General features: G+C 56.2%; 18 protein-coding genes. 7 read left to right on the top strand and 11 right to left on the bottom strand.

Annotated features, from left to right (window positions below; genetic code table 11):
• Positions 1-371: 371 nt before the first annotated feature.
• Complete coding sequence (gene asd, locus OC597_RS18355; protein ID WP_262209921.1) at positions 372-1,475, bottom strand: aspartate-semialdehyde dehydrogenase; 1,104 nt, start codon at positions 1,473-1,475, stop codon at positions 372-374.
• 239 nt (positions 1,476-1,714) lie between these two features.
• On the opposite strand from asd, the gene OC597_RS18350 reads away from it, so the two are divergent.
• Complete coding sequence (locus OC597_RS18350) at positions 1,715-2,308, top strand: YhgN family NAAT transporter (RefSeq protein ID WP_085119866.1); 594 nt, start codon at positions 1,715-1,717, stop codon at positions 2,306-2,308.
• Positions 2,309-2,356: 48 nt separating this feature from the next.
• Here OC597_RS18350 and gntK read toward each other — a convergent pair whose 3' ends face one another.
• The 4 genes from gntK to OC597_RS18330 all read right to left on the bottom strand — a co-directional run bounded on the left by gntK (position 2,357) and on the right by OC597_RS18330 (position 6,601).
• Positions 2,357-2,884: a gluconokinase gene (gene gntK, locus OC597_RS18345; RefSeq protein ID WP_262209919.1), complete on the bottom strand. Its 528-nt coding sequence runs from the start codon at positions 2,882-2,884 to the stop codon at positions 2,357-2,359.
• Between the two features lie 236 nt (positions 2,885-3,120).
• Positions 3,121-4,437 carry a gluconate transporter gene (gene gntT, locus OC597_RS18340; RefSeq protein ID WP_085119868.1) on the bottom strand — a complete coding sequence of 439 codons (1,317 nt, stop codon included), beginning with the start codon at positions 4,435-4,437 and terminating at the stop codon, positions 3,121-3,123.
• A 341-nt stretch (positions 4,438-4,778) separates the two neighbouring features.
• Positions 4,779-5,774: a gluconate operon transcriptional repressor GntR gene (gntR, locus tag OC597_RS18335; RefSeq protein WP_099063478.1), complete on the bottom strand. Its 996-nt coding sequence runs from the start codon at positions 5,772-5,774 to the stop codon at positions 4,779-4,781.
• Between the two features lie 131 nt (positions 5,775-5,905).
• Positions 5,906-6,601, bottom strand: coding sequence for a pirin family protein (locus tag OC597_RS18330; RefSeq protein ID WP_262209916.1), 696 nt, complete (start codon positions 6,599-6,601; stop codon positions 5,906-5,908).
• Positions 6,602-6,649: 48 nt separating this feature from the next.
• Here OC597_RS18330 and OC597_RS18325 point away from each other — a divergent pair, with 48 nt between their 5' ends.
• The 4 genes from OC597_RS18325 (at position 6,650) to yegR (ending at position 9,503) form a co-directional block, all read left to right on the top strand.
• Positions 6,650-6,781: a hypothetical protein gene (locus OC597_RS18325; RefSeq protein WP_262209914.1), complete on the top strand. Its 132-nt coding sequence runs from the start codon at positions 6,650-6,652 to the stop codon at positions 6,779-6,781.
• Between the two features lie 208 nt (positions 6,782-6,989).
• Positions 6,990-7,508, top strand: a complete 519-nt coding sequence (locus OC597_RS18320; protein WP_262209912.1) for a GNAT family N-acetyltransferase — start codon at positions 6,990-6,992, stop codon at positions 7,506-7,508.
• Entirely contained in the window at positions 7,505-8,683 is a 1,179-nt protein-coding gene (locus OC597_RS18315; RefSeq protein ID WP_262209910.1) for a P1 family peptidase, read from the top strand. The genes OC597_RS18320 and OC597_RS18315 overlap by 4 nt, the downstream gene beginning before the upstream one ends.
• A 499-nt stretch (positions 8,684-9,182) precedes the next feature.
• On the top strand, positions 9,183-9,503 hold the full coding sequence (gene yegR / locus OC597_RS18310; protein WP_261425879.1) for a lipoprotein YegR: 321 nt from the start codon (positions 9,183-9,185) through the stop codon (positions 9,501-9,503).
• A gap of 135 nt (positions 9,504-9,638) precedes the next feature.
• Here the strand turns inward: yegR and iolE are convergent, their stop codons facing one another.
• From iolE to iolD, 4 genes are all read right to left on the bottom strand, one after another.
• Positions 9,639-10,535, bottom strand: a complete 897-nt coding sequence (iolE, locus tag OC597_RS18305; RefSeq protein WP_207979740.1) for a myo-inosose-2 dehydratase — start codon at positions 10,533-10,535, stop codon at positions 9,639-9,641.
• Positions 10,536-10,593: 58 nt separating this feature from the next.
• Positions 10,594-11,478: a sugar phosphate isomerase/epimerase family protein gene (locus tag OC597_RS18300; protein WP_099063473.1), complete on the bottom strand. Its 885-nt coding sequence runs from the start codon at positions 11,476-11,478 to the stop codon at positions 10,594-10,596.
• 38 nt (positions 11,479-11,516) lie between these two features.
• Positions 11,517-12,530 (bottom strand): bifunctional inositol 2-dehydrogenase/D-chiro-inositol 1-dehydrogenase, encoded by a 1,014-nt coding sequence (gene iolG / locus OC597_RS18295; protein ID WP_262209907.1) that lies wholly within the window; start codon positions 12,528-12,530, stop codon positions 11,517-11,519.
• A gap of 64 nt (positions 12,531-12,594) precedes the next feature.
• Complete coding sequence (gene iolD / locus OC597_RS18290) at positions 12,595-14,535, bottom strand: 3D-(3,5/4)-trihydroxycyclohexane-1,2-dione acylhydrolase (decyclizing) (RefSeq protein WP_262209905.1); 1,941 nt, start codon at positions 14,533-14,535, stop codon at positions 12,595-12,597.
• Between the two features lie 534 nt (positions 14,536-15,069).
• Between iolD and OC597_RS18285 the strand changes: the two genes are divergently transcribed.
• Together OC597_RS18285 and OC597_RS18280 are read left to right on the top strand one after the other, a co-directional pair.
• Positions 15,070-16,998, top strand: a complete 1,929-nt coding sequence (locus tag OC597_RS18285) for a bifunctional 5-dehydro-2-deoxygluconokinase/5-dehydro-2-deoxyphosphogluconate aldolase (RefSeq protein ID WP_262209903.1) — start codon at positions 15,070-15,072, stop codon at positions 16,996-16,998.
• 197 nt (positions 16,999-17,195) lie between these two features.
• Complete coding sequence (locus tag OC597_RS18280) at positions 17,196-18,032, top strand: MurR/RpiR family transcriptional regulator (protein WP_099063469.1); 837 nt, start codon at positions 17,196-17,198, stop codon at positions 18,030-18,032.
• A gap of 117 nt (positions 18,033-18,149) precedes the next feature.
• Here the strand turns inward: OC597_RS18280 and iolB are convergent, their stop codons facing one another.
• Both iolB and OC597_RS18270 read right to left on the bottom strand, forming a co-directional pair.
• Positions 18,150-18,971, bottom strand: a complete 822-nt coding sequence (iolB, locus tag OC597_RS18275; RefSeq protein WP_262209902.1) for a 5-deoxy-glucuronate isomerase — start codon at positions 18,969-18,971, stop codon at positions 18,150-18,152.
• An 86-nt stretch (positions 18,972-19,057) separates the two neighbouring features.
• The gene (locus OC597_RS18270) at positions 19,058-20,563 is read right to left on the bottom strand and encodes a CoA-acylating methylmalonate-semialdehyde dehydrogenase (protein WP_099063467.1); all 1,506 of its coding nucleotides are present in this window, start codon (positions 20,561-20,563) and stop codon (positions 19,058-19,060) included.
• Between the last annotated feature and the right edge of the window lie 340 nt (positions 20,564-20,903).

The following is a 20,903-nucleotide window of genomic DNA, read 5'->3' as shown; positions in this document are numbered from 1 at the left end:
GGTTATCATGCAATTCATTCGGTATCTAAAGCGTGATTGCGGTCGGTTATTGATCAATTCTCACCTTCCCGGCCCGAATTCCGCTCTTTATGCTTATTTTTAGCGCTGGTGGAAATTTATCCGCCAGCCCTTTAAGCATAGCTAATGTGGGTTAAAACATTGCCGCATTACCAAGGAAAACGCTTCATTAAGAAAACTGCCAGCCTGACAGCGTCTTTGCGCTGCTGCCCGTACGGAGGAGTGCTGATGACTTGTATGCTTTCTCTGGTTGGCAGCCAATTAGTCCATAGCGCGCCGAAACGGAGAAAACGGAAGAAAATAAGGCTTTTGGGGGCTGAAAGAGCTCAGCCCCCGGGAAGTACGGTTCAGGTTTACAGCAGGATGCGCAGCATGCGGCGCAGCGGCTCGGCCGCACCCCACAGCAGCTGGTCACCTACAGTGAACGCAGACAGGTATTCCGGCCCCATATTCAGCTTGCGCAGGCGACCGACCGGCGTATTCAGTGTCCCGGTAACCGCTGCCGGCGTCAGTTCACGCATGGTCAGCTCACGGTCGTTCGGGATCACCCGCACCCAGTCATTGTGGGTCGCCAGCATCTGTTCGATTTCCGGCAGTGGAACGTCTTTTTTCAACTTCAGGGTAAACACCTGGCTATGGCAGCGCAGCGCGCCAACGCGCACGCACAGACCATCGACCGGGATCACCAGGCCGCTGTTGAGAATTTTGTTGGTTTCCGCCTGGCCTTTCCACTCTTCACGGCTCTGGCCGTTATCGAGCTGCTTGTCGATCCACGGGATCAGGCTGCCGGCCAGCGGCACACCAAAGTTATCGGTCGGCAGTTTGCCGCTGCGGGTGGCCGCCGTGACTTTACGTTCGATGTCCAGAATTGCCGAAGCTGGATCCTGCAGCTCTTTCGCCACGTCGGCGTGCAGCATGCCCATTTGGGTCAGCAGTTCACGCATGTGACGTGCGCCACCGCCGGAAGCCGCCTGATAGGTCGCCACGGACGCCCACTCCACCAGATCATTGGCGAACAGGCCGCCCAACGACATCAGCATCAGGCTGACGGTGCAGTTACCGCCGACAAAGGTCTTGATGCCTTTATCCAGGCCTTGCTGGATCAGCGCACGGTTGACCGGATCCAGGATGATAATCGCGTCATCCTGCATACGCAGAGAAGAAGCGGCGTCGATCCAGTACCCTTGCCAGCCGCTTTCACGCAGCTTCGGGTAGATTTCGTTGGTATAATCGCCGCCCTGGCAGGTAATAATAATGTCGAGCGCGCTCAGCGCATCAACATCGTAAGCATCCTGCAGCGTGCCCTGCTGGCCGCCGAAGGTTGGCGCCGCTAAGCCGTGTTGCGAGGTGGAGAAAAAGACCGGGCGAATGGCGTCAAAATCGTGCTCTTCCGTCATGCGTTGCATGAGTACGGAGCCGACCATTCCGCGCCAACCGATGAAACCAACGTTTTTCATAATGACTGTCCTGCCTTGGAGGATGACTGCTATAAGTTGTGTGCACTATCTCCCCACCTTACAAAATGTCGGCGCAGGCGCAAAGTGAATTTATTCGATGGGAGAGCGATTCTCAGCAATCCTTCTTATATACCTGAGAGATGAGCCAACGAGTCGCTTGACTGTAACTTGAAAGCCATAGGGTATAGGTTATTAAACGGTCGGGATGGCCGACGCGTTTTTCAGATTCAGAGGTAATGATGATAGAGATGGTTTCGGTCACGGTATTGCTGTTTTTAATCATGGATCCACTGGGCAATTTACCGATTTTTATGTCGGTACTCAAGCACCTGGAGCCGCGCCGCCGCCGGGTGGTGCTGATCCGCGAACTGCTGATCGCCCTGTTGCTGATGCTGATTTTCTTGTTTGCCGGTGAGAAAATTCTGGCGTTCCTTAACTTGCGCACCGAGACCGTGTCGATTTCCGGTGGGATCATTTTGTTCCTGATCGCCATCAAGATGATTTTCCCTTCGCAGGAAGGTGACAGCAGCGGGCTTTCCGCCGGTGAAGAACCCTTCCTGGTTCCACTGGCCATCCCGTTGGTCGCCGGCCCTTCGATTCTGGCCTCGCTGATGCTGCTTTCGCACCAGTATCCAAACCAGATGTCATCTCTGGTGGTGGCACTGCTGATTGCCTGGGGGATTTCCGCCGCCATTCTGCTGATGTCGAACCTGTTCCTGCGCCTGCTGGGCAGCAAAGGCGTTAGCGCGCTGGAAAGGCTGATGGGACTGATACTGGTGATGCTGTCGACCCAGATGTTCCTGGACGGTGTGCGCGCTTACATGAAGTTGTAGTGAGGCTACTGGCGCCAGTACGGCGCCAAGAAGTCGCGGCAGCCCGGGTTACTGGGCTGCAACGCGCCGAATATAAGCCAGGGTATCGGCCACCACGCCGTCCAGCGGCTGGTCAATCTCGATCGCCTGCACATCCGGCTCCTGCGTACCCGGCTCTTCCAGGGTAGCGAATTGGGAAACCAGCATCTGCGGCTTGAAGAAATGGCCCTTGCGCTGCTTCAGACGCTCTTCAATCACCGCCTTGTCACCTTTCAGATAGATGAAATGCAGATTGCGATTGCCTTCACGCAGACGGTCGCGATAGCTTTTTTTCAACGCCGAACACACCAGCAAAGAAACGTCGTTGGTGCGTTCCATGGCAAAGATGGCGTCATTCAACGCCGCCAGCCACGGAGCACGATCGTTATCGTCCAACGCATGCCCGGCGGCCATTTTATTAATATTGGCACGCGGATGCAGGTAGTCACCGTCCAGCATCGCAGCACTGGCTTCATGAGCCACTGCGCTGGCCACCGCGGACTTACCGCTGCCTGAAACGCCCATCAAAATAAATACGTGGTGCTGTGGATTACTCATATGTCATGCCCTTATGGGATCAGATGACGCTGACAGCGTCATCAAAAGCGCCCCAAACTCAAAATGGTTTCCGGCACCGCCGGGGCACCAGAAACCTACCCGATCAATTTATACCCTATGAATTTCAAGTTGCAGCTAGGCGACCAGCTCGCTCATCCCCAGGCGCTTACTTGAGTAAGTAACTGGGGTGAGCGAGTGCAGGTAACAACGCTGCGGCTTGAAAGGCGACGGGTATATTAGACGACCGTCGCCAGCAATAGACAGCCCACCAAACCACAGACTGAAATGATGGTTTCCAGCACCGACCAGGACTTGATGGTTTCCATGATGCTCAGGTTGAAGTACTCCTTGAACAACCAGAAACCCGGGTCGTTGACGTGAGAGAAAATCACGCTGCCGGAGCCGACCGCAATCACCATCAGTTCCGGGCTGACGCCGGTAGTGGCGATCAGCGGAGCTACGATGCCCCCCGCGGTGATTGCCGCCACGGTAGCCGAGCCCAACGCCAGACGCAGCGCGGCAGCAATTGACCATGCCATCAGAATTGGCGAGACGTTACTGCCTTCCATCAGCGCGGCAATGTATTTCTCTACGCCGCTGTCGACCAGCACCTGCTTGAACGCACCGCCACCGCCGATGATCAACAGCATCATGGCGATAATTTTGATCGAGTCGGTGATGGTCCCCATCACTTCATCCATGGTACGGCCACGGTTCAAACCAAAGGTGAAAATAGCGATCAGCACCGCAATCAGCGTCGCCATCACCGGATCACCGAAGAACTCGGCAAAGCGCAGTACGCTGTGGCCCTTCGGCAGCACCATTTCGGCTACTGCACGCAGCGCCATCAGGATCACCGGTACCAGAGAAGTCGCAACGCTGATACCAAAGCTTGGCATTTCCGCTTCGGTGAAGATTTTTGGGTTATACAGGCCTTCCGGTACCGGCTTGTCGATGCCTTTCAGGAAGCGGGCGTAAACCGGCCCAGCCAGGATCACCGTTGGAATAGCCAACAGCGTGCCGTACAGTAGCGTTTTGCCCATATCGGCATGGAAAATGGTGGCGATCGCCGTTGGGCCAGGGTGCGGCGGCAGGAAACCGTGGGTTACCGACAGCGCAGCCGCCATCGGCACACCGACATACAACAGTGGCACGCGGGCAGAAGCGGCGATACTGAATACCAGCGGCAACAGCAGCACAAAGCCGACTTCATAGAACAGGGCAAAGCCGACGGTAAAACCGGTCAGCACCACTGCCCACTGAATGTGTTTTTTACCGAACTTGTCGATAAGCGTAGTGGCGATGCGCTGGGCACCGCCGCAGTCCGCCAGCAGCTTGCCGAGCATGGCACCGAAGCCCATGATCAGCGCCAGGCTGCCCAGCGTGCCGCCGACGCCGGCCTTGATGGAGCCGATTACTTTATCGACTGGCATCCCCTGGGTGATCCCGACCGCCAGAGCAACCAGAATCAGAGAGATAAAGCCGTTCAACTTAAAGCGAATCATCAGCAGCAGCAGCAGCGCTACGCCGCCTGCAACAATCACTAATGGCATAATTTTTCTCCAACCTTTTTATCGCAGACCTCTTTACGATAGGCCGTAAAGCGCGCGTTTGTTTTATTTTTAGGCTCTTCCCGGTGTTAGAAGACGAGCTGTAGGTGGTGCTGAGGCAGAGGTTCTATCTCTATCAATATCACCGCTCGCTCATTGTTACCGGTATCATGATACCGGTAACAACCCGATCGCCGGAACCGGGTAACGGGCTAAAATTCGCGTTCTGGGATAGAGATCAAACTTATGGGGGTAACAGGCGACAAGCTTACAGAGGGAGATGAAAACGCGCCGAGCGGCGCGGTTCCAGAATTAAAATGACTCAAACCAAGGCTTAAAACCGATCAGATACTGCCACCGGGGATCACGGTGAAACCGACGTCAACCATGCGTGGGCTGACCGTTTCGCCCCGCAGTCGGGCCAGCAGACGTTCGGCGCCGATTTGCCCCATGCGTTCACGCGGCGTCAACACGCTCGCCAGCTTCGGCACCATCACCTGGCCGATATCGTGGCCGTGGAAACCGGCAATTGCCATATCTTTAGGAATCGACAACCCCTGCCGCTGGCACTCGAAGGTCGCCCCGATTGCCAGGTCATCGTTGGTGCAGAAAATACTGTCAATTTGCGGGTAGTCGCGCTGCGCCTGGCGCAGTAACTCCCCCCCGGCGGAATAGGACGACGAACGTGCAGTCATCACGCTGTAGGGCTGCAGGCCAGATTCGCGCATCGCCTGTTCATAGCCCTGCTGTTTGATAATGGTACGTTCATCCTGACGCGCACCGAAATACACCACGTGGCGATGGCCATGCGCGATGATTTGCTGGGTCATCTGGCGCGCTGCCTCAAAGTTATTGAAGCCGACCGCCAGATCGATGCACGGCGAAACGCAGTCCATCAGTTCCACTACAGGGATCCCCGCCACCTCGATCATCTTCATGGTGCGCGCCGTATGGTGGCGTTCAGACAGGATCAGTCCATCAATATTGTAAGACAGCAGCGAGGTCAGCCGCTGTTCTTCACGCTCCGGCAAATAACCGTAGTGCGCCAGCATGGTCTGGTAATTGTGCGCATCGGTGACACTCTCAATGCCGCGCAACACTTCGGCAAACACCTGGTTAGTCAACGACGGCAGCAAGACGCCAATGGCGCGGCTGGTGGAGTTGGAAAGGATATCCGGCGCACGGTTGGGAATGTAGCCCAGCTCATCAAGCGCGACGGCAATTTTTTGCTGCAAGACGGCAGAAACCTGATCGGGATTACGCAGATAACGGCTCACCGTCATCTTGGTCACGCCAACCTTGTCTGCAACATCTTGGAGTACCGGCCGTTTTTTCTTCATTATCAATGAACTGGCTAACCGTGAATGGGCGCTCATTTTAGCAAAAAAAAACCGGGGCCGATATTGTTGGTTATGGGAAGACCAAACGCAAAAAGGGCTCACCACGTGAGCCCTTGATATTTACCGCTTAATCAGACTGGCGGCAGATCGAACAGTAAGACTTCACTGTCTTCATCGGCCTTAATCGACAGTGCAGTTTCATCCCACACCGCGAAAGCATCGCTGGTGCCGGCCTGCTGACCGTTGACCACCACCTTGCCGCGTACCACCTGGATCCAGACGCGACGTCCGGCTTCAATCGGGCACTCCGCCTGTTCGTCTTTGTTTAACGCCCAACGAGACAGCGTCATGTCCTGGAACACCTTCAGCGAACCCTCACGTGCATCCGGTGACAGCACCAGTTGACGGCCCTGTGGCGCATCAAACATGCGTTGCTCATAACGCGGCGCCAGCCCGACCTGATCGGGAATGATCCAAATCTGGTACAGGTGCAACGGACGATCTTTATTGCCGTTGTACTCGGAGTGACGCACCCCGGTGCCAGCACTCATGATCTGGAATTCACCGGCCTGGATCTGCTCTTTATTACCCATGCTGTCCTGATGCTCTACCGTGCCGCTCAGCACGTAGGTCAGGATTTCCATGTCTTTATGCGGATGGGTACCGAACCCCTGCCCTGCATCGATCATGTCTTCGTTGATCACCCGCAGCGCCGAGAAGCCCATAAAATCAGGGTCGTGATAGTTGGCGAATGAGAAGGTGTGCCAGCTATCCAGCCAACCATGATTGGCATGACCACGATCTTCCGCCTTGCGTAAGTAAATCATATTCAACTCTCCTCAATGTTTTTTACAGTCTAGTCCTGACAGCAGAATATGAAAGCGCAAAAAATTCTTCGCTCTGTTCAAAAAATTAGATGGAGTTTTGAAGCGATGGGCAGTGGATTTGTTGAAGACTGGCAGGGGCGGAAAACAGGCAAAAAAAAAGCCAGCACCCGAGCTGGCTAAGTAATACTTGGAAGCAATGTGAGCAATGTCGTGCCTTCGCAGCGAGGGTACCAAAGGTTGATACTCTCCCCGGAACGCATCGCAATAATAATCATTATCATTCGCACCTGTAAAGCGTTTTTTTAACCAATACGTAATAATATTGACTCGACACAATAAACGGATAAATTCAGAGGTTATTCAACCGGTAAGCCAAAGGAGCAGCGCAATGAGCGAAATAGTGGTTCGTCACGTGGAAACGGCAGATGCCCAAGCCCTTCATCAGCTTTACTCTCAGCCGAAGGCTTACCGCGACACACTACAGCTTCCGCTACCGTCAATCGAGTTGTGGCATAAGCGTCTCGCCAACCTCGAACCGGGCAGCCATAACCTGGTGGCCTGTATCGATGGGCAGATCGTCGGCCAGTTGGGCCTGATGCTCAATCAACGCGTGCGCCGTCGTCATGTGGCAACCTTTGGTATTGGCGTCGATGACCACCATCACGGCAAAGGCGTCGGCAGCAGCCTGATGAAGGCGATGATCGAGCTTTGCGACAACTGGGCGGCCATCGAACGCATCGAACTGACGGTGTTTACCGACAATCAGGCCGCCATTGCGCTCTACCGCAAGTTCGGTTTTGAAATCGAAGGTACCAGCCGCGCCTATGCCATACGCGACGGCGAACTGGTCGACTCCCATCACATGGCGCGTTTTCGCAGCGAACAGCAGAAAAACCCCTCATTATGAGTGAAAGCAAAAGTGGAACAGGGGCGGAAGACCGCCCTTTAACCGTCAGCCGCCGCACCTTTGTGCAAACGCTGGCCTGCGTAACGGGTGCTATCGGCATCCTTTCTCCCACCACCTTCCTGGGGGCCGCGATGCCAACTTCTCCTGCTGTACGTACCGGCACCCGTAACCTGATTACCGACGTGCCCGGCCTGCGGGTCGGTGTCGCCCAGGACAGCCGGGTGCGCACCGGCACCACGGTGATCCTGCCGGATCGCCCGGCGATCGCCGCAGTTGACGTGCGCGGCGGCGGCCCGGCAACCCGGGAAACCGACGCGCTGGGGGGAGATAACCTGGTGCAGACCATCGATGCGTTAGTGCTGAGCGGTGGTTCGGTGTATGGCCTGGCCGCAGCCGACGGCGTGGCCGCCTGGCTGGGGCAACAGGGCAAAGGCTATGCGCTGCGCCCGGCTCCGGGCGTACCGGTTTCTCCGATAGTGCCCACCGCCTGCCTGTACGATCTCAGCAACGCGGGCGACAAAGACTGGCAGTTGAACCCACCTTATCGCCAACTGGGGATAGAAGCCGCGAGCAAGGCAGGCCATGATTTCCCACTCGGTACCGTAGGCGCAGGTTATGGCGCCATGACCGGCATGAGCAAGCTGAAAGGCGGACTGGGCTCGGCTTCGATCATAGCGGCTAATGGCGCGACCGTCGGTGCGCTAGTAGCGGTCAACAGCCTGGGTTCGGTGGTGGCTCCCGGCACTCGCGCCTTCTGGGCCACGCCCTATGAAATCAACGGTGAGTTTGGCAACGGCGGTGCCGCGGCGCTGGCACAACTGCACGGACAGGGCGAAGACTGGATGCCTGAAGAACCGACAGGCGGCAGGAAGAACACCACCCTGGCCTGCATCGCCACCGATTTGGCTTTGACCCGGGTAGAACTCAAACGCGTGGCGATTATGGCGCAGGACGGCATGGCGCGCGCCATTCGTCCGCTGCACAGCCCGTTCGACGGTGATGTGGTGTTTGCCCTATCCACCGGCCAGCGTGAAGTCGAAGGCAGCAGAGAACTGGCGGTGCTGCAAATTGGCGCGCTGGCGGCGGACACCCTGACACGAGCGATCGCCCGTGGCGTTTACGCGGCGACCCCGTGGCCCGGCGGGCAGGTCACCACCTGGAAAACCCTCGCCTGACACCTGCCAAGAACAAAAGGGGCGTATGGATGACTCCGCCGCGCCCTTCACTGCCTTCAGCCGGATTAAATGCCGGCGGTCTCTTTGATCTCACTGAGGGTTTATACGGAAATACCAGTCAAAACAAAAGCCTCACACTTTCTAAATTTATATTTTCTATTAAGATTGTGGTTAATTATTTAATTGCAAAAACTATTACAGCAAAGGTGAGGCATAAATAAAAATCACATCTTTATCTGTCAATAAATAAACACATCATGAACGTAATGTTTAAAATTTTCACTTACTTTAAAATACTGGGCAGCCATGGCTATGCAACCGACAAAGCCGCACTGGAAAGCGCATAGCCGCTGGATTCATACCGATAGCAATATTTTACTATATATTTTAAATGAAGCCTAAACAGCATTGACTTGCAGTGAATGAATAAGAACTCCAGTTATTAGTCGCTGTCTTTAGATTGGGAGCAACAACACTACATAAACGGAGTAATTATTCAATGGCAAAACATTTCTGTACTTTACTGTTAGGCGCTGCACTTATTTTATCGGGCTGCGCAGTAAAAAATGACAATACCCGGGTTGGATTTATTGGTTTATCTTATCACTCCAACATAGAGAAACTTCCGGATGGAAACTATACGGCAGCGGTGGAGGCTTCGCCTGGCCGCGGAAGAGTGACTGGCGCAGAGGCTCTGGTCGCAAAGGACGCTACGGATTTTTGTAAGCAGCAGAACAAAGCGATGAAAGAAGTTAAATCAGAAACCGATTCGCATCTTTTGATTAATGGCGTCGCAAAACTCGTTTTCCAATGCGTATAAATTCTAAAGGCGAACGCCACAAGGCCTTCACCCGTGGCGCTTGCGTCACCACCTGGAAAACCCTCGCCTGACCCCCATCAGTAATAAAAAGGGGCGCATTGATTGCTCAAGCGCCCCTCGCAGACCTCTACCGGATTAAATACCGGCGGTCTCTTTGATATAACGGCGTGCCTTCACCGCATACTCAAACGGGTTGGCCAACGCCGGATCCTGCTCAGCCTCCACCACCATCCAGCCTTTGTAACCGCGCTCATCCAGCAGTTTAAATACCGGCAGGAAGTCGATCACCCCGTCCCCTGGCACGGTGAAGGTGCCTTTCTTCACGCCGTCGAGGAAGCTCAGTTTGTTGGCCTTCACTTCTGCTACCACTTCGTCACGCACGTCCTTCAAGTGCACGTGGTTGATGCGCGGCAGGTATTTTTCCAGGATTGCCATCATCGCCTGTTGGCTGCCTTCGGAGTAGTAGGCGTGGCCGGTATCAAACAGCAGGTAGACGTCGTCGTTCACCATGCTCATGTAACGGTCGATCTCGGCGGTAGTCTGGATGCCGGTGCCCATATGGTGGTGCAAGCAGACCTGCATTCCCTTACCCGCGGCAATTTTAGCCAGCTCATTGTAGCCCTCGGCCACCCGCTGCCACTCTTCATCAGTAAAATACGGCTTCTCTTCAAACACCCCTTTGGTGGTGCCCTGAATACTCTTGCTCTGCTCGGAACAGCCAATCACTTTGGCCCCCATCGCATGCAGGAAATTCATATGGTTAATAAATTCATCGATGGTTTTTTCTTTCAGGCCATCGGCGAAGAAGGTGCTGAACCAGGCATTGCAGATCTGAATGCCGCGGATATCCAGCATCGGCTTCAGCACCGCCGGATCGCGCGGGTACTTGCTGCCCACTTCGCTGCCGGTGAACCCGGCCAGCGCCATTTCACTGACGCACTGCTGGAAAGTGTTCTCTTTGCCCAGGTCGGGCATGTCGTCATTGGTCCAGCCAATCGGGGCGATGGCCAGTTTTACGTTGTCTTTATTCATTGTCAGCCTCAATAGTCAGATCGGCCTGGCGGTGATTTTCACCCGCTCAGCCAGGAATTTATTTGCCCAACAGCTCTTTTTCGATCCGCTCGCGGGTCGCTACCGCCTGGGTCTTCATTCTTTCCGGATAACCAAACAGCGAGGTGCAGATAATCGACTCACCGCCGACCTTAAAGCTGCGATTGGCGAACTCCATATCGCGCAGGGTCTGGAACAGGATGTCGAAGTCCACTTCGCCTTCGCCGATGCCCATATGCTGGTGCACGGCAGCGTCGACACCCGGCGGGTTGACGATATAGCGGCAGTGTTTGGTATGGTTCATGGTGTCGGCGATCAACACATGCGAGAGATCGTCACCGGCATATTTCAGCATGCCGGCCACGTCGCCCTGGCCTTTGTCGTAGTAGAAGGTGTGCGGCACGCTGTAGAGGTACTTAACGTGATCGCTGCGCAACGATTTGACGATATCGGCGGTTTCGTTGCTCAGTTCGCAGAAGTCCCAAGGATGAGACTGGATCTCCATGCGGATACCCTCGCGCTCGATAATCGGCAACAGCTCTTCCATGGAGCGATACCACAGCTCTTCACAGATCTCCGGCTCATTGGGGTTACCCGCCAGCTCGGTGTTGATCACCTGCACACCCATTTCCACCGCGATTTCGATCATCCGGCGCCAGTTTTTGACCGCTGCCTGGCGGCGATCTTCTCCCGGGCCGGACCAGCGGTACACCACGATAAATGAGGAAATCTCCACGCCGGTGGCCTTCAGCGCGTTTTTGTATTCCGCCATCACTTCACGCCCGGCTTTCGGGTGCTTGTAGAACGGATTGATCTGCGGATGCGGTGACTGCTCAATATACTGATAGCCCCAGTCCGCCACCTGCTGAACCATTTTGGTGATGCCCAGGTCCCTGATGACATCAACATCAAAAGCGATCTTCATGGTGATACCTCTTTAACGTGAGTACGGCGTTCGGCACACTACTTGTTGTAGAACGCCGGACGCGGCGGCAGGGTCACCGGCACAATCTCACCGCTCAGTTGCGCAGCCACGCAGGCATCGGCAGTCACGGCGGCAGCGTAGCCGTCCCAGGCGGAAGGCCCGGTCAGCGCACCCGCCAGCACGTCATTGATAAAACCTTGCAGCTCAACGTCATAGGCATCGATAAAGCGGTCTTTCCAGTCGGTCAGAATTTCGGTCGAGAGCTTGGCGCCGCTGCGCATCTGCACTGAAGAGGGCTCTGGCAGTTTGGCGATGCCGGTTTCACCCACCACTTCACACTGGATGTCATAGCCGTACTGGCAGTTAACGAAGATTTCGACATCGATGCGCGTGCCCTTGGCGGTTTCGAACAGCACAATCTGCGGATCTTTCAGGTGCGGGAATGCTTTGGGGCTTTTGCGTGGAAACACCACCTGCACCGAAACATAGTCGTCATCCAGCAGCCAGCGCAGCACGTCGATCTCGTGGATCAGGGTGTCAGTGATCGCCATATCTGTGGTGTAAGCTTCGCCAACGGTGGGGTTGCGGTGCGCGCAGTGCAGCATCAACGGCTCGCCGATTTGCCCGCTGGTCAGCACCTGCTTCAGCGCACGATAGCCCTGATCGTAAGGACGCATAAAGCCGACCTGCACCAGCCGTTTGCCGTGTTTGGCTTCGGCTTCAACGATGTTTTTACAGCCCTGTGCAGTGACCGCCAGCGGCTTCTCACAGAATACCGGCTTGCCGGCGGCAATCGCAGCCAACACGAACTCTTCATGGCTCGGGCCCCAGGAGGTGACCAGCACCGCCTGCACGTCCGCTGCCTTGACCAGATCGTGGCCGTTGTCATACACCTTGGCGTCCAGCTTCAGGTCGCTCACTACCTTGGCCGCGTTATCACGGTTGATATCGTTGACCGCCACCACGCGGCTGCCCTGCAACACTTTGCTGCAGCGACGAATGTGATCCCGACCGATTGCGCCGGTGCCAATAACCCCAATGTTCAGTGTCATTTTCGTTATCCTCTTCAAATAGTTGCGGCAGACGCAAGGTCTGGGTAATCAAGCCATGTGTTAATCAGTAGTCGCGAGCCTTATCGATGTTCTCTTGCAGCTTGCGGGCTACGGCGACGATTTTTTCGCTGTCGGCAACCTGGGCACCGCCCACGCGCCACCAGCTGAGATATTTGTGCACCATGGTTTTTGGCAGCACTTTGATGTCCAGCAGGGTAGAAACGCTTTGCAGACGCGCATCGGCCAGCGCCTCGATCAGCTGCTGTTCGGTGGTCACGCTGTAGGTTTTACAGCCGTAAGCCGCCGCCAGCATGGCGAAATTGACCGGTACCAGCTTGCCGTCGAGTTTGCCGCCCTGCGGGTTGCGGAAGCGGAATTCGGTGGTGTAGCTGTCCATGCCATGTTCCATCTGCAGGTTGTTGATGCAGCCGTTGGTCATGTTGTCGAACAGCACCACGTTGATTTTGCAGCCTTCCTGAATCGAGGTGACCAGCTCGGAGTGCAACATCATAAAGGCACCGTCACCAACCATCGCGTACACCTCGCGCTGCGGTTCAGCCAGCTTGACCCCCAGCGCGGCATTAACCTCGTAGCCCATGCAGGAGTAGCCATATTCCACGTGATAACCATGCTCGCCATGGTTCTGCCACACGCGCTGTAAATCCCCCGGCAGGCTACCGGCGGCGGCCACGATCACACTGTCCTGCGGCAGATGCTGGTTCAGCACCCCCAGCACCCGGCTTTGGGTCAGCAGCGAATCGGTCTTTTCGATAAATTCGGCAAACACGCTGTCACGATCGAGATGGTCGTCGATTTCCGGCACAAAGCCTTCGCCGGTGTATTCCACCGCATAAACGCGGGCGGTTTCCTGCTGTTGCGCACGACGTGCCTCGGCAACGGCATCGCCCCAACCGGCGCGGTAATCGGCCTGCGCCAACCGAGCCCCCAGGGCAGACAGTGCCTCGCGGGCATCGGCCAACACCTGCAGGCCGTCGAGCTTGCCGGCGTCAAAGGCGCTGACGTTGACGTTGAGAAAATCGACGTCGGGATTCTGAAACAGCCATTTGGACGAGGTGGTGAAGTCGGTATAACGGGTGCCCACGCCAATCACCAGATCGGCCTGTCGGGCCAGGGTATTGGCGGCCAGACAGCCGGTTTCGCCAATGCCACCCAGGTTAAACGGGTGGCTGGACGGGACCGTGCCCTTGCCGGCCTGGGTCTCCACAAACGGGATCTGGAAGCGTTCGGCGAACTCGCGCAGCGCCTGGCCAGCCTGGGAATATTTCACCCCGCCGCCGCACACCAGCAGCGGTTGACGCTTGGTGGTCAACAGCGCCAGCGCATCGGCCAGCATGCCTTCGGTTGCCGGGCGGCGATCCAGACGGTGCACGCGTTTCTGGAAGAAGTAGTCAGGGTAGTCATAGGCTTCGCCCTGCACGTCCTGCGGTAAACTCAGCGTCACCGCACCGGTTTCTGCCGGATCGGTCAGCACGCGCATCGCGTTGATACAGGCGCTCATCAACTGTTCCGGTCGCACGATGCGATCCCAGTACTTGCTCACTGCACGGAAAGCGTCGTTGGTGCTGATGCTGAGATCGTAAGACTGTTCAATCTGCTGCAACACCGGATCCGGCTGGCGTGAGGCGTAAACATCGCCCGGCAGCAGTAATAAAGGAATACGGTTGGCGGTGGCGGTCGCGGCGGCGGTGATCATATTGGCGGCACCCGGGCCGACGGAAGAGGTGCAGGCGTAGATCTGTTGACGCAGTTTCTGCTTGGCAAAACCGGTCGCGGCGTGGGCCATGCCCTGCTCATTACGCCCCTGATGCACCACCAGCTCACCGCTGTCCTGCTCCAGCGCCTGCCCCAGGCCAAGCACGTTGCCGTGGCCGAAAATAGCAAAGATGCCTTTAACGAATTTGGTTTCCACACCGTCGACCAGCAGATACTGGTTGTCGAGGAACCTGACGAGTGCCTGTGCCATGGTTAACCGGATCTTGCCCATTTGCTCACCCTTTTAGAGTAGTCACGCCCGTTCCGGCACCACCCGCATGCCGAACCTGAGAAGCTGTGTGATATCCGCCGTCTTTCAGCGCGCTGCGCTACTTAAGCCGACAACCTGAAACGTGAAGCGATTATAAACAAATATATTTTTCATAAAATCACATTACAGAAGAAACATTTCACTTTGCGATAAAGATCGCATATTGATGAAAACACCGTTTCATCCATGCCTTTAGAATTCACTGACTTAGCCCCTCCTGCCCCCACCGATGTCCCGCCCCATCCGCAGCCTAACTCGCTGTAACCCTTGATACCGTCGGCCTGTGGCACCCGCTATGCCCTTGCCGTTTGCCGGTGTTTTCCCTTCAGGCAGGGCGCGGTTTTTAGTGCTTTTCGCTGGCGTATTGGCGCGGTTTTAAATGCATCACATTTTTGGGGTGTAAATTTCATTCAATCTTGAAATTGAAATTTTTATTCCTCATACTCCAAAAATGCTTCGTAGTCGGGGTTTGGCTTAATACAGAAGGAAACGGGTATGGCTACACAAGAAAAACAGCTTGATGTCATTTGTCTCGGGCGTATTGCCGTCGATTTCTATGCACAACAGATCGGCGCACGCCTGGAAGATGCCAGCACATTCTCCAAATATCTCGGCGGCTCTTCCGGCAACGTGGCCTACGGCACCGCCATTCAGGGTCTGAAGTCCGGCATGCTGGCCCGCGTCGGCGACGAGCATATGGGCCGTTTCCTGCGCGAAGAACTGCAACGCGTCGGTGCCGACACCCAGAGCCTGATCACCGACCCCCAGCGCCTGACCGGCCTGGTGATCCTCGGCATCAAGGATCAGGAAACCTTCCCGCTGATTTTCTACCGTGAAAACTGCGCCGATATGGCGCTGACGCCGGACGATATCGATGAGTCCTACATTGCCTCTTCGCGCGCACTGGCCATTACCGGCACCCACCTTTCTCACCCGAACACCCGTGCTGCAGTATTGAAAGCGCTGGAATACGCCCGTCGACACGGCCTGCGCACCGCACTGGATATCGACTACCGGCCGGTGCTGTGGGGCCTGACATCGCTGGGTGACGGCGAAACCCGTTTTGTCGAGTCAGAAAAAGTGACCCGCGAACTGCAGGAAGTGCTGCATCACTTTGATTTGATCGTCGGCACCGAAGAAGAGTTTCATATTGCCGGCGGCAGCACCGATACCCTGACCGCATTGAAAAACGTGCGTAAAGCGACCCAGGCTACACTGGTTTGCAAACGCGGTGCACAAGGCTGTTCAGTATTCGAAGGAGAAATCGCCGCCGACTGGCAGCAGGTAAAACTGCATTCCGGCGTGCGGGTTGAAGTGCTGAACGTGCTGGGCGCGGGGGATGCCTTTATGTCCGGCCTGCTGCGCGGTTACCTGAACGATGAAGGTTGGGATCAGGCCTGCCGCTATGCCAATGCCTGCGGAGCCTTGGTGGTTTCGCGCCATGGCTGTGCCCCGGCGATGCCCAGCAAGCAGGAACTGGATGACTATCTGCAACGCGAACAGCAAGTGAAACGCCCGGACCGCGATGAGCGGCTTAACCATCTGCACCGGGTCACCACCCGTAAACAGCAATGGCCGGAACTGTGCGTATTCGCCTTCGATCACCGCAAACAGCTGGCGGACATGGCACGAGAAGCCAACGTCAGCGAAGAACTTATCCCCAAACTGAAAACCCTGCTGCTGACGGCGGCACAACAGGCCGCAGAAGCCGCCGGGCTACAAGGCAACAGCGGCATTCTGGCCGACACCACCTATGGTCAGGCCGCATTGAACGAGATCACCGGCCAAGGCTGGTGGATCGGTCGACCGGTCGAGCTGCCCGGCTCACGGCCGTTGCGGTTGGAGCATGGCAATATCGGTTCGCAACTGATCGACTGGCCGCAGGAACACGTAGTGAAATGTCTGGTGTTTTACCATCCGCATGACGCCGTCGAACTGCGCCGCGAGCAGGATGAACTGATTAGCGACGTGTATCGCGGCTGCTGTAAGTCCGGCCATGAACTGTTGCTGGAGGTGATCCTGCCAGAAAGTAACGCTGACAAGAATGAAAGCTACTACCTGGAGATGCTGCAGCACTTTTATCAGCTGGGCATTAAGCCGGACTGGTGGAAATTGCCGCCGTTGAGCGCCGAGCACTGGCAGCAGGTCGGTGCGTTGATCGACGCTAACGATCCGCACTGCCGCGGGGTATTGATCCTGGGGCTGGATTCGCCGGAAGAAACGCTGAAGGCCGGTTTCGCGGCGGCTGCGGATGCGCGCTGGGTGAAAGGTTTTGCCGTCGGCCGCACCATCTTTGGCCAGCCTTCACGCCGCTGGCTGCAGGGTGAGCTGGATGACGCCGCTTTAATCGAGCAGGTGAAACAAAAATACCTGACGTTGATTGGCTTCTGGCGTCAATACCGCCCGACACCTCACCAGCATTAATTGCCGAACCCTCCCCTTAAACGGATTTTCGCCGCTTTAAGGGGATTTTTTTGCCTGTTTTCTGTGAAGTAACGCATCTTGCAATCGAATAAATCGCTTTTTGGTGAAATGAAATTTCCAATCCATCTGTTAGAATAACCTGTCAATTACTCAGGCGTCAGGCCGATACGCCTTAGCCCACACTGCGAGCCGAATGGATGAACAACCCAACTCAACTTTCGCTGTTACAGGACGAGATCCGTCACCGCTATGAAACGCTGAGTAAGCGTTTGAAACAGGTGGCGCGTTACATTTTGGATAACAGTAACAGCATTGCTTTCGATACCGTCGCCTCCATCGCCGCACAGGCCAGCGTCCCCCCCTCTACCCTGATCCGCTTCGCCAACGCCTTTGGCTTTAGCGGCTTCAACGAAATGAAACAGGTTTTTCGCCAGCACCTGATGGAAGAAACGGTCAACTACACCGAGCGGGCGCGTCTGTTTCGTCAGACCTCGACCGACGGTAACGTGGCACCGGAAAAGCCGGCGGAAATCCTCAACGTTTTCACCATGGTCAACTCCCAGGCGCTGCAACAATTGGCAATGCAAACCAGCTCCGAGCAGTTGGACCGGGCGGTTGAGCTGCTGAATAACGCCGAGAATATCTACGTGATTGGTCTGCGCCGCTCTTTCAGCGTCGCTTCCTACCTCACCTATGCGTTGCGTCATCTGGAGCGCCGGGCGTTCCTGATCGACGGGCTGGGTGGCATGTTTACCGAACAGCTGAGCATGGTGAAACCGAATGATGTGGTGATCGCCATCAGCTATTCGCCGTATGCGCAGGAAGCACTGGAACTGGTTGAATTGGGTGCCAAAAGCGGTGCGCAGCAGATCGCCATTACCGACAGCCAGGTCAGCCCGCTGGCGGCCTTCAGCGACGTGTGTTTTGTGGTGCGTGAAGCGCAGGTAGATGGTTTCCGCTCCCAGGTAGCTTCAATGTGTCTGGCGCAAACCCTGGCGGTATCGCTGGCATTGAATAACGCCAAAGAAGAGTAACGAAGAATTACCCTCTCCCTTGGGAAAGGGCAGGCATAATGGCGTGAAATCCCCTCACCCCGGCCCTCTCCCAAGGGAGAGGGTGACGCTTATCTTAGCAACGTCGTAAATATGCAATTATTTAGCTGCGGGATAGCCGTCGGTATTAATCCAGGCGTGGTCTTTTTCCCAGGTAAACTTCCACAAGCGTACTGGCCCGGCCATCACGTTAAGATAGTAGCTGTCGTAACCGGCCAGCGTCGCCACCGGGTGGTAGCCACGCGGCACCTTGACCACGTCACGGTTATACACCGGCATGCACTCATCCAGTGAGCGATCGTCGGTATACACCCGCTGCATGCAAAAACCCTGTTCCGGCTGGATCCGGTGATAATAAGTCTCTTCCAGATAGGTTTCATCCGGCGAGTCTTCCTGGTCGTGTTTGTGGCTGGGATACGAACTGGTATTCCCCTCATCCGTATACACTTCCACCACCAGCAGGCTGTCGGCCGGTTCACTGTCCGGCAGAATATTATGTACCAGACGCTGGTTTCGCCCTTTGCCACGACGTTCGACGCCCACTTCCGCCGGGGTGATCAAACGCGACGGCAGGTGCCCGTGACCCGGTGCGCTGCAGACCGCTAATTCCAGGGCACTTTCCGCCCGCACTTCAATCTTGTCGTGATGCGGCACATAAACCGCGTAAGGCGGTGTGCGCTCAAACGGGCTCATACGTTTGCCGATGCTCGGGTATTCCGCACGCAGAGTGGCGACGGAGGCAATACCGGCGACCAACACCAGGCATAACTCTTTGTCGCCGCTTTCCAACTGCAGCGACTGACCGGCCTCAAGGTGATAGACATCAAATCCGACAAAGCGCCAGTCGGCATTCTCTGGGGTGACATGCTGGATGCGACCCTGGCCATCCGGCTGCTGACACTTGGCAAGCAATGAAGACATAGTATTCCTCCTGTAACCTGACGATTCGGTAAAACGACAACGGCCGCTACCCCATTGGAATAACGGCCCCTGCTGCCTAAAGGGACTTAACCCAGCGTCGGCATACTGTATTCCGACACCGTCTGCTGCCCGGTTGGCCAGCGAGCGGTGGCGGTTTTCATGCGGGTGTAGAAACGTACACCGTCGGTGCCATGGACGTTCAGCGCACCGAACACCGAGCGCTTCCAGCCGCCGAAGCTGTGGAATGCCATAGGAACCGGCACCGGCACGTTAACCCCCACCATACCGGCCTGCACTTCTTGCACGAACTGGCGTGCGTAGTGGCCATTGCTGGTAAAGATGGCGCTACCGTTGCCAAACTCATGGCTGTTTACCGTATCGATGGCGGTCTGGTAGTCCGGCACGCGGACAATGCCCAACACCGGTCCGAAGATCTCTTCACGATAGATACGCATATTCGGTTTGACGTGGTCAAACAGCGTGCCGCCAACATAGTAACCGTCCGGGTAGCCCGACACCTGATAATTGCGGCCGTCGGCCACCAGCGTGGCGCCTTCTTCCACGCCCAGATCGATATAACCCAAGACTTTCTTCTGGTGCGCCGAGGAAACCAGCGGCCCCATTTCGTTTTCTTCACCGCCCTGCTGAATGCCAGGGCCAACGCGCAATTGGGCGATCAGCGGTTTCAGCCTGGCGATCAGTTTATCCGCCGTGTCGTCACCCACCACCACCGCCACCGGCAGCGCCATACAGCGTTCACCGGCAGAGCCAAAGGCACCTCCCATCAGGGCATTTACCGTCGCGTCCAGATCGGCATCCGGCATGATGATGGCCTGATTTTTCGCCGCGCCGAAGGCCTGTACCCGCTTACCCTGGGCGCTGGCCGTGGTATAGATATGTTCCGCCACGGCGGACGAGCCAACAAAGCTCACCGCCTGAATATGCGGGTCGGTGCACAGCTGCGCGGCATCCTCGTTAGCGCAGTGCACCACGTTGAATACGCCGTCCGGCAAACCGGCTTCTTTAAGTAATTCTGCCATCCGTACCGACGCCGAAGGCACCAATGCCGGTGGCTTCAGCACGAAGGTGTTACCGCAGGCCAGCGCGATAGGGAACATCCACATCGGCACCATCGCCGGGAAGTTGAACGGGGTGATGCCTGCGACCACGCCCAGCGGTTGCATCAGTGAGAAGCTGTCAACGCCGCTGCCGACGTCCGCCGAATACTCGCCCTTGATCAAATGTGGAATGCCGCAGGCAAACTCGACTACTTCAATACCGCGGGTCAGCTCGCCCAGCGCATCGGAGTAAACCTTGCCGTGCTCACTGACGATAAGCTTCGCCAGCTCGTCGCGATGCTGTTCCAGCAGCGCCTTAAAATTGAACATGATGCGCGCCCGGCGCAGCGGTGTAGTACGCGACCAGTCGGCAAAGGCCTGGTGAGCCACATCAATGGCCTGCTTCACCTCGGCGGCGGTGCTCTGCGTGACGCGCCGTTCAACCTGCCCGGTGGCTGGGTTATGCACGTCGACGGTTTGATTGCTGCTGCTCAGGCACACTTGCCCACCAATAAAGTTACCCACGGTTTTCATGTCTCACCCTCTTTTAAGTCCGCTGTCGCCTGACCGCCTGTGCGGTACTGGCGCACAGGGTAGCGTTTTCATCACACCGCTTGCCGGAAACTGCCCACAAGCAGGCTAAATCCTGACCGGATGAAGCAAACTCTATTTCATTGAAAAAAAAGTTTCAAATAAATTATTTTAGAAAATTTGTTTTTAGTGCGGGAGGTCGCAGTTTTGCCACGCCCTTGTGCAAAGCCATTACATACCGGGAAAAACGCCGCTCTGCCACTCATCCGCCGACCGGCGGGAATTAACCCTGACTTTTATACAGAAACAGGTAGCCCACCGGGCACTACGACAAAGCCTGAGG

This window comes from Serratia proteamaculans (genome assembly GCF_946227095.1).
In the GTDB taxonomy this organism is placed as follows: Bacteria; Pseudomonadota; Gammaproteobacteria; order Enterobacterales; family Enterobacteriaceae; genus Serratia; species Serratia proteamaculans_E.
This window is presented reverse-complemented; position numbering and strand designations above follow the sequence as displayed.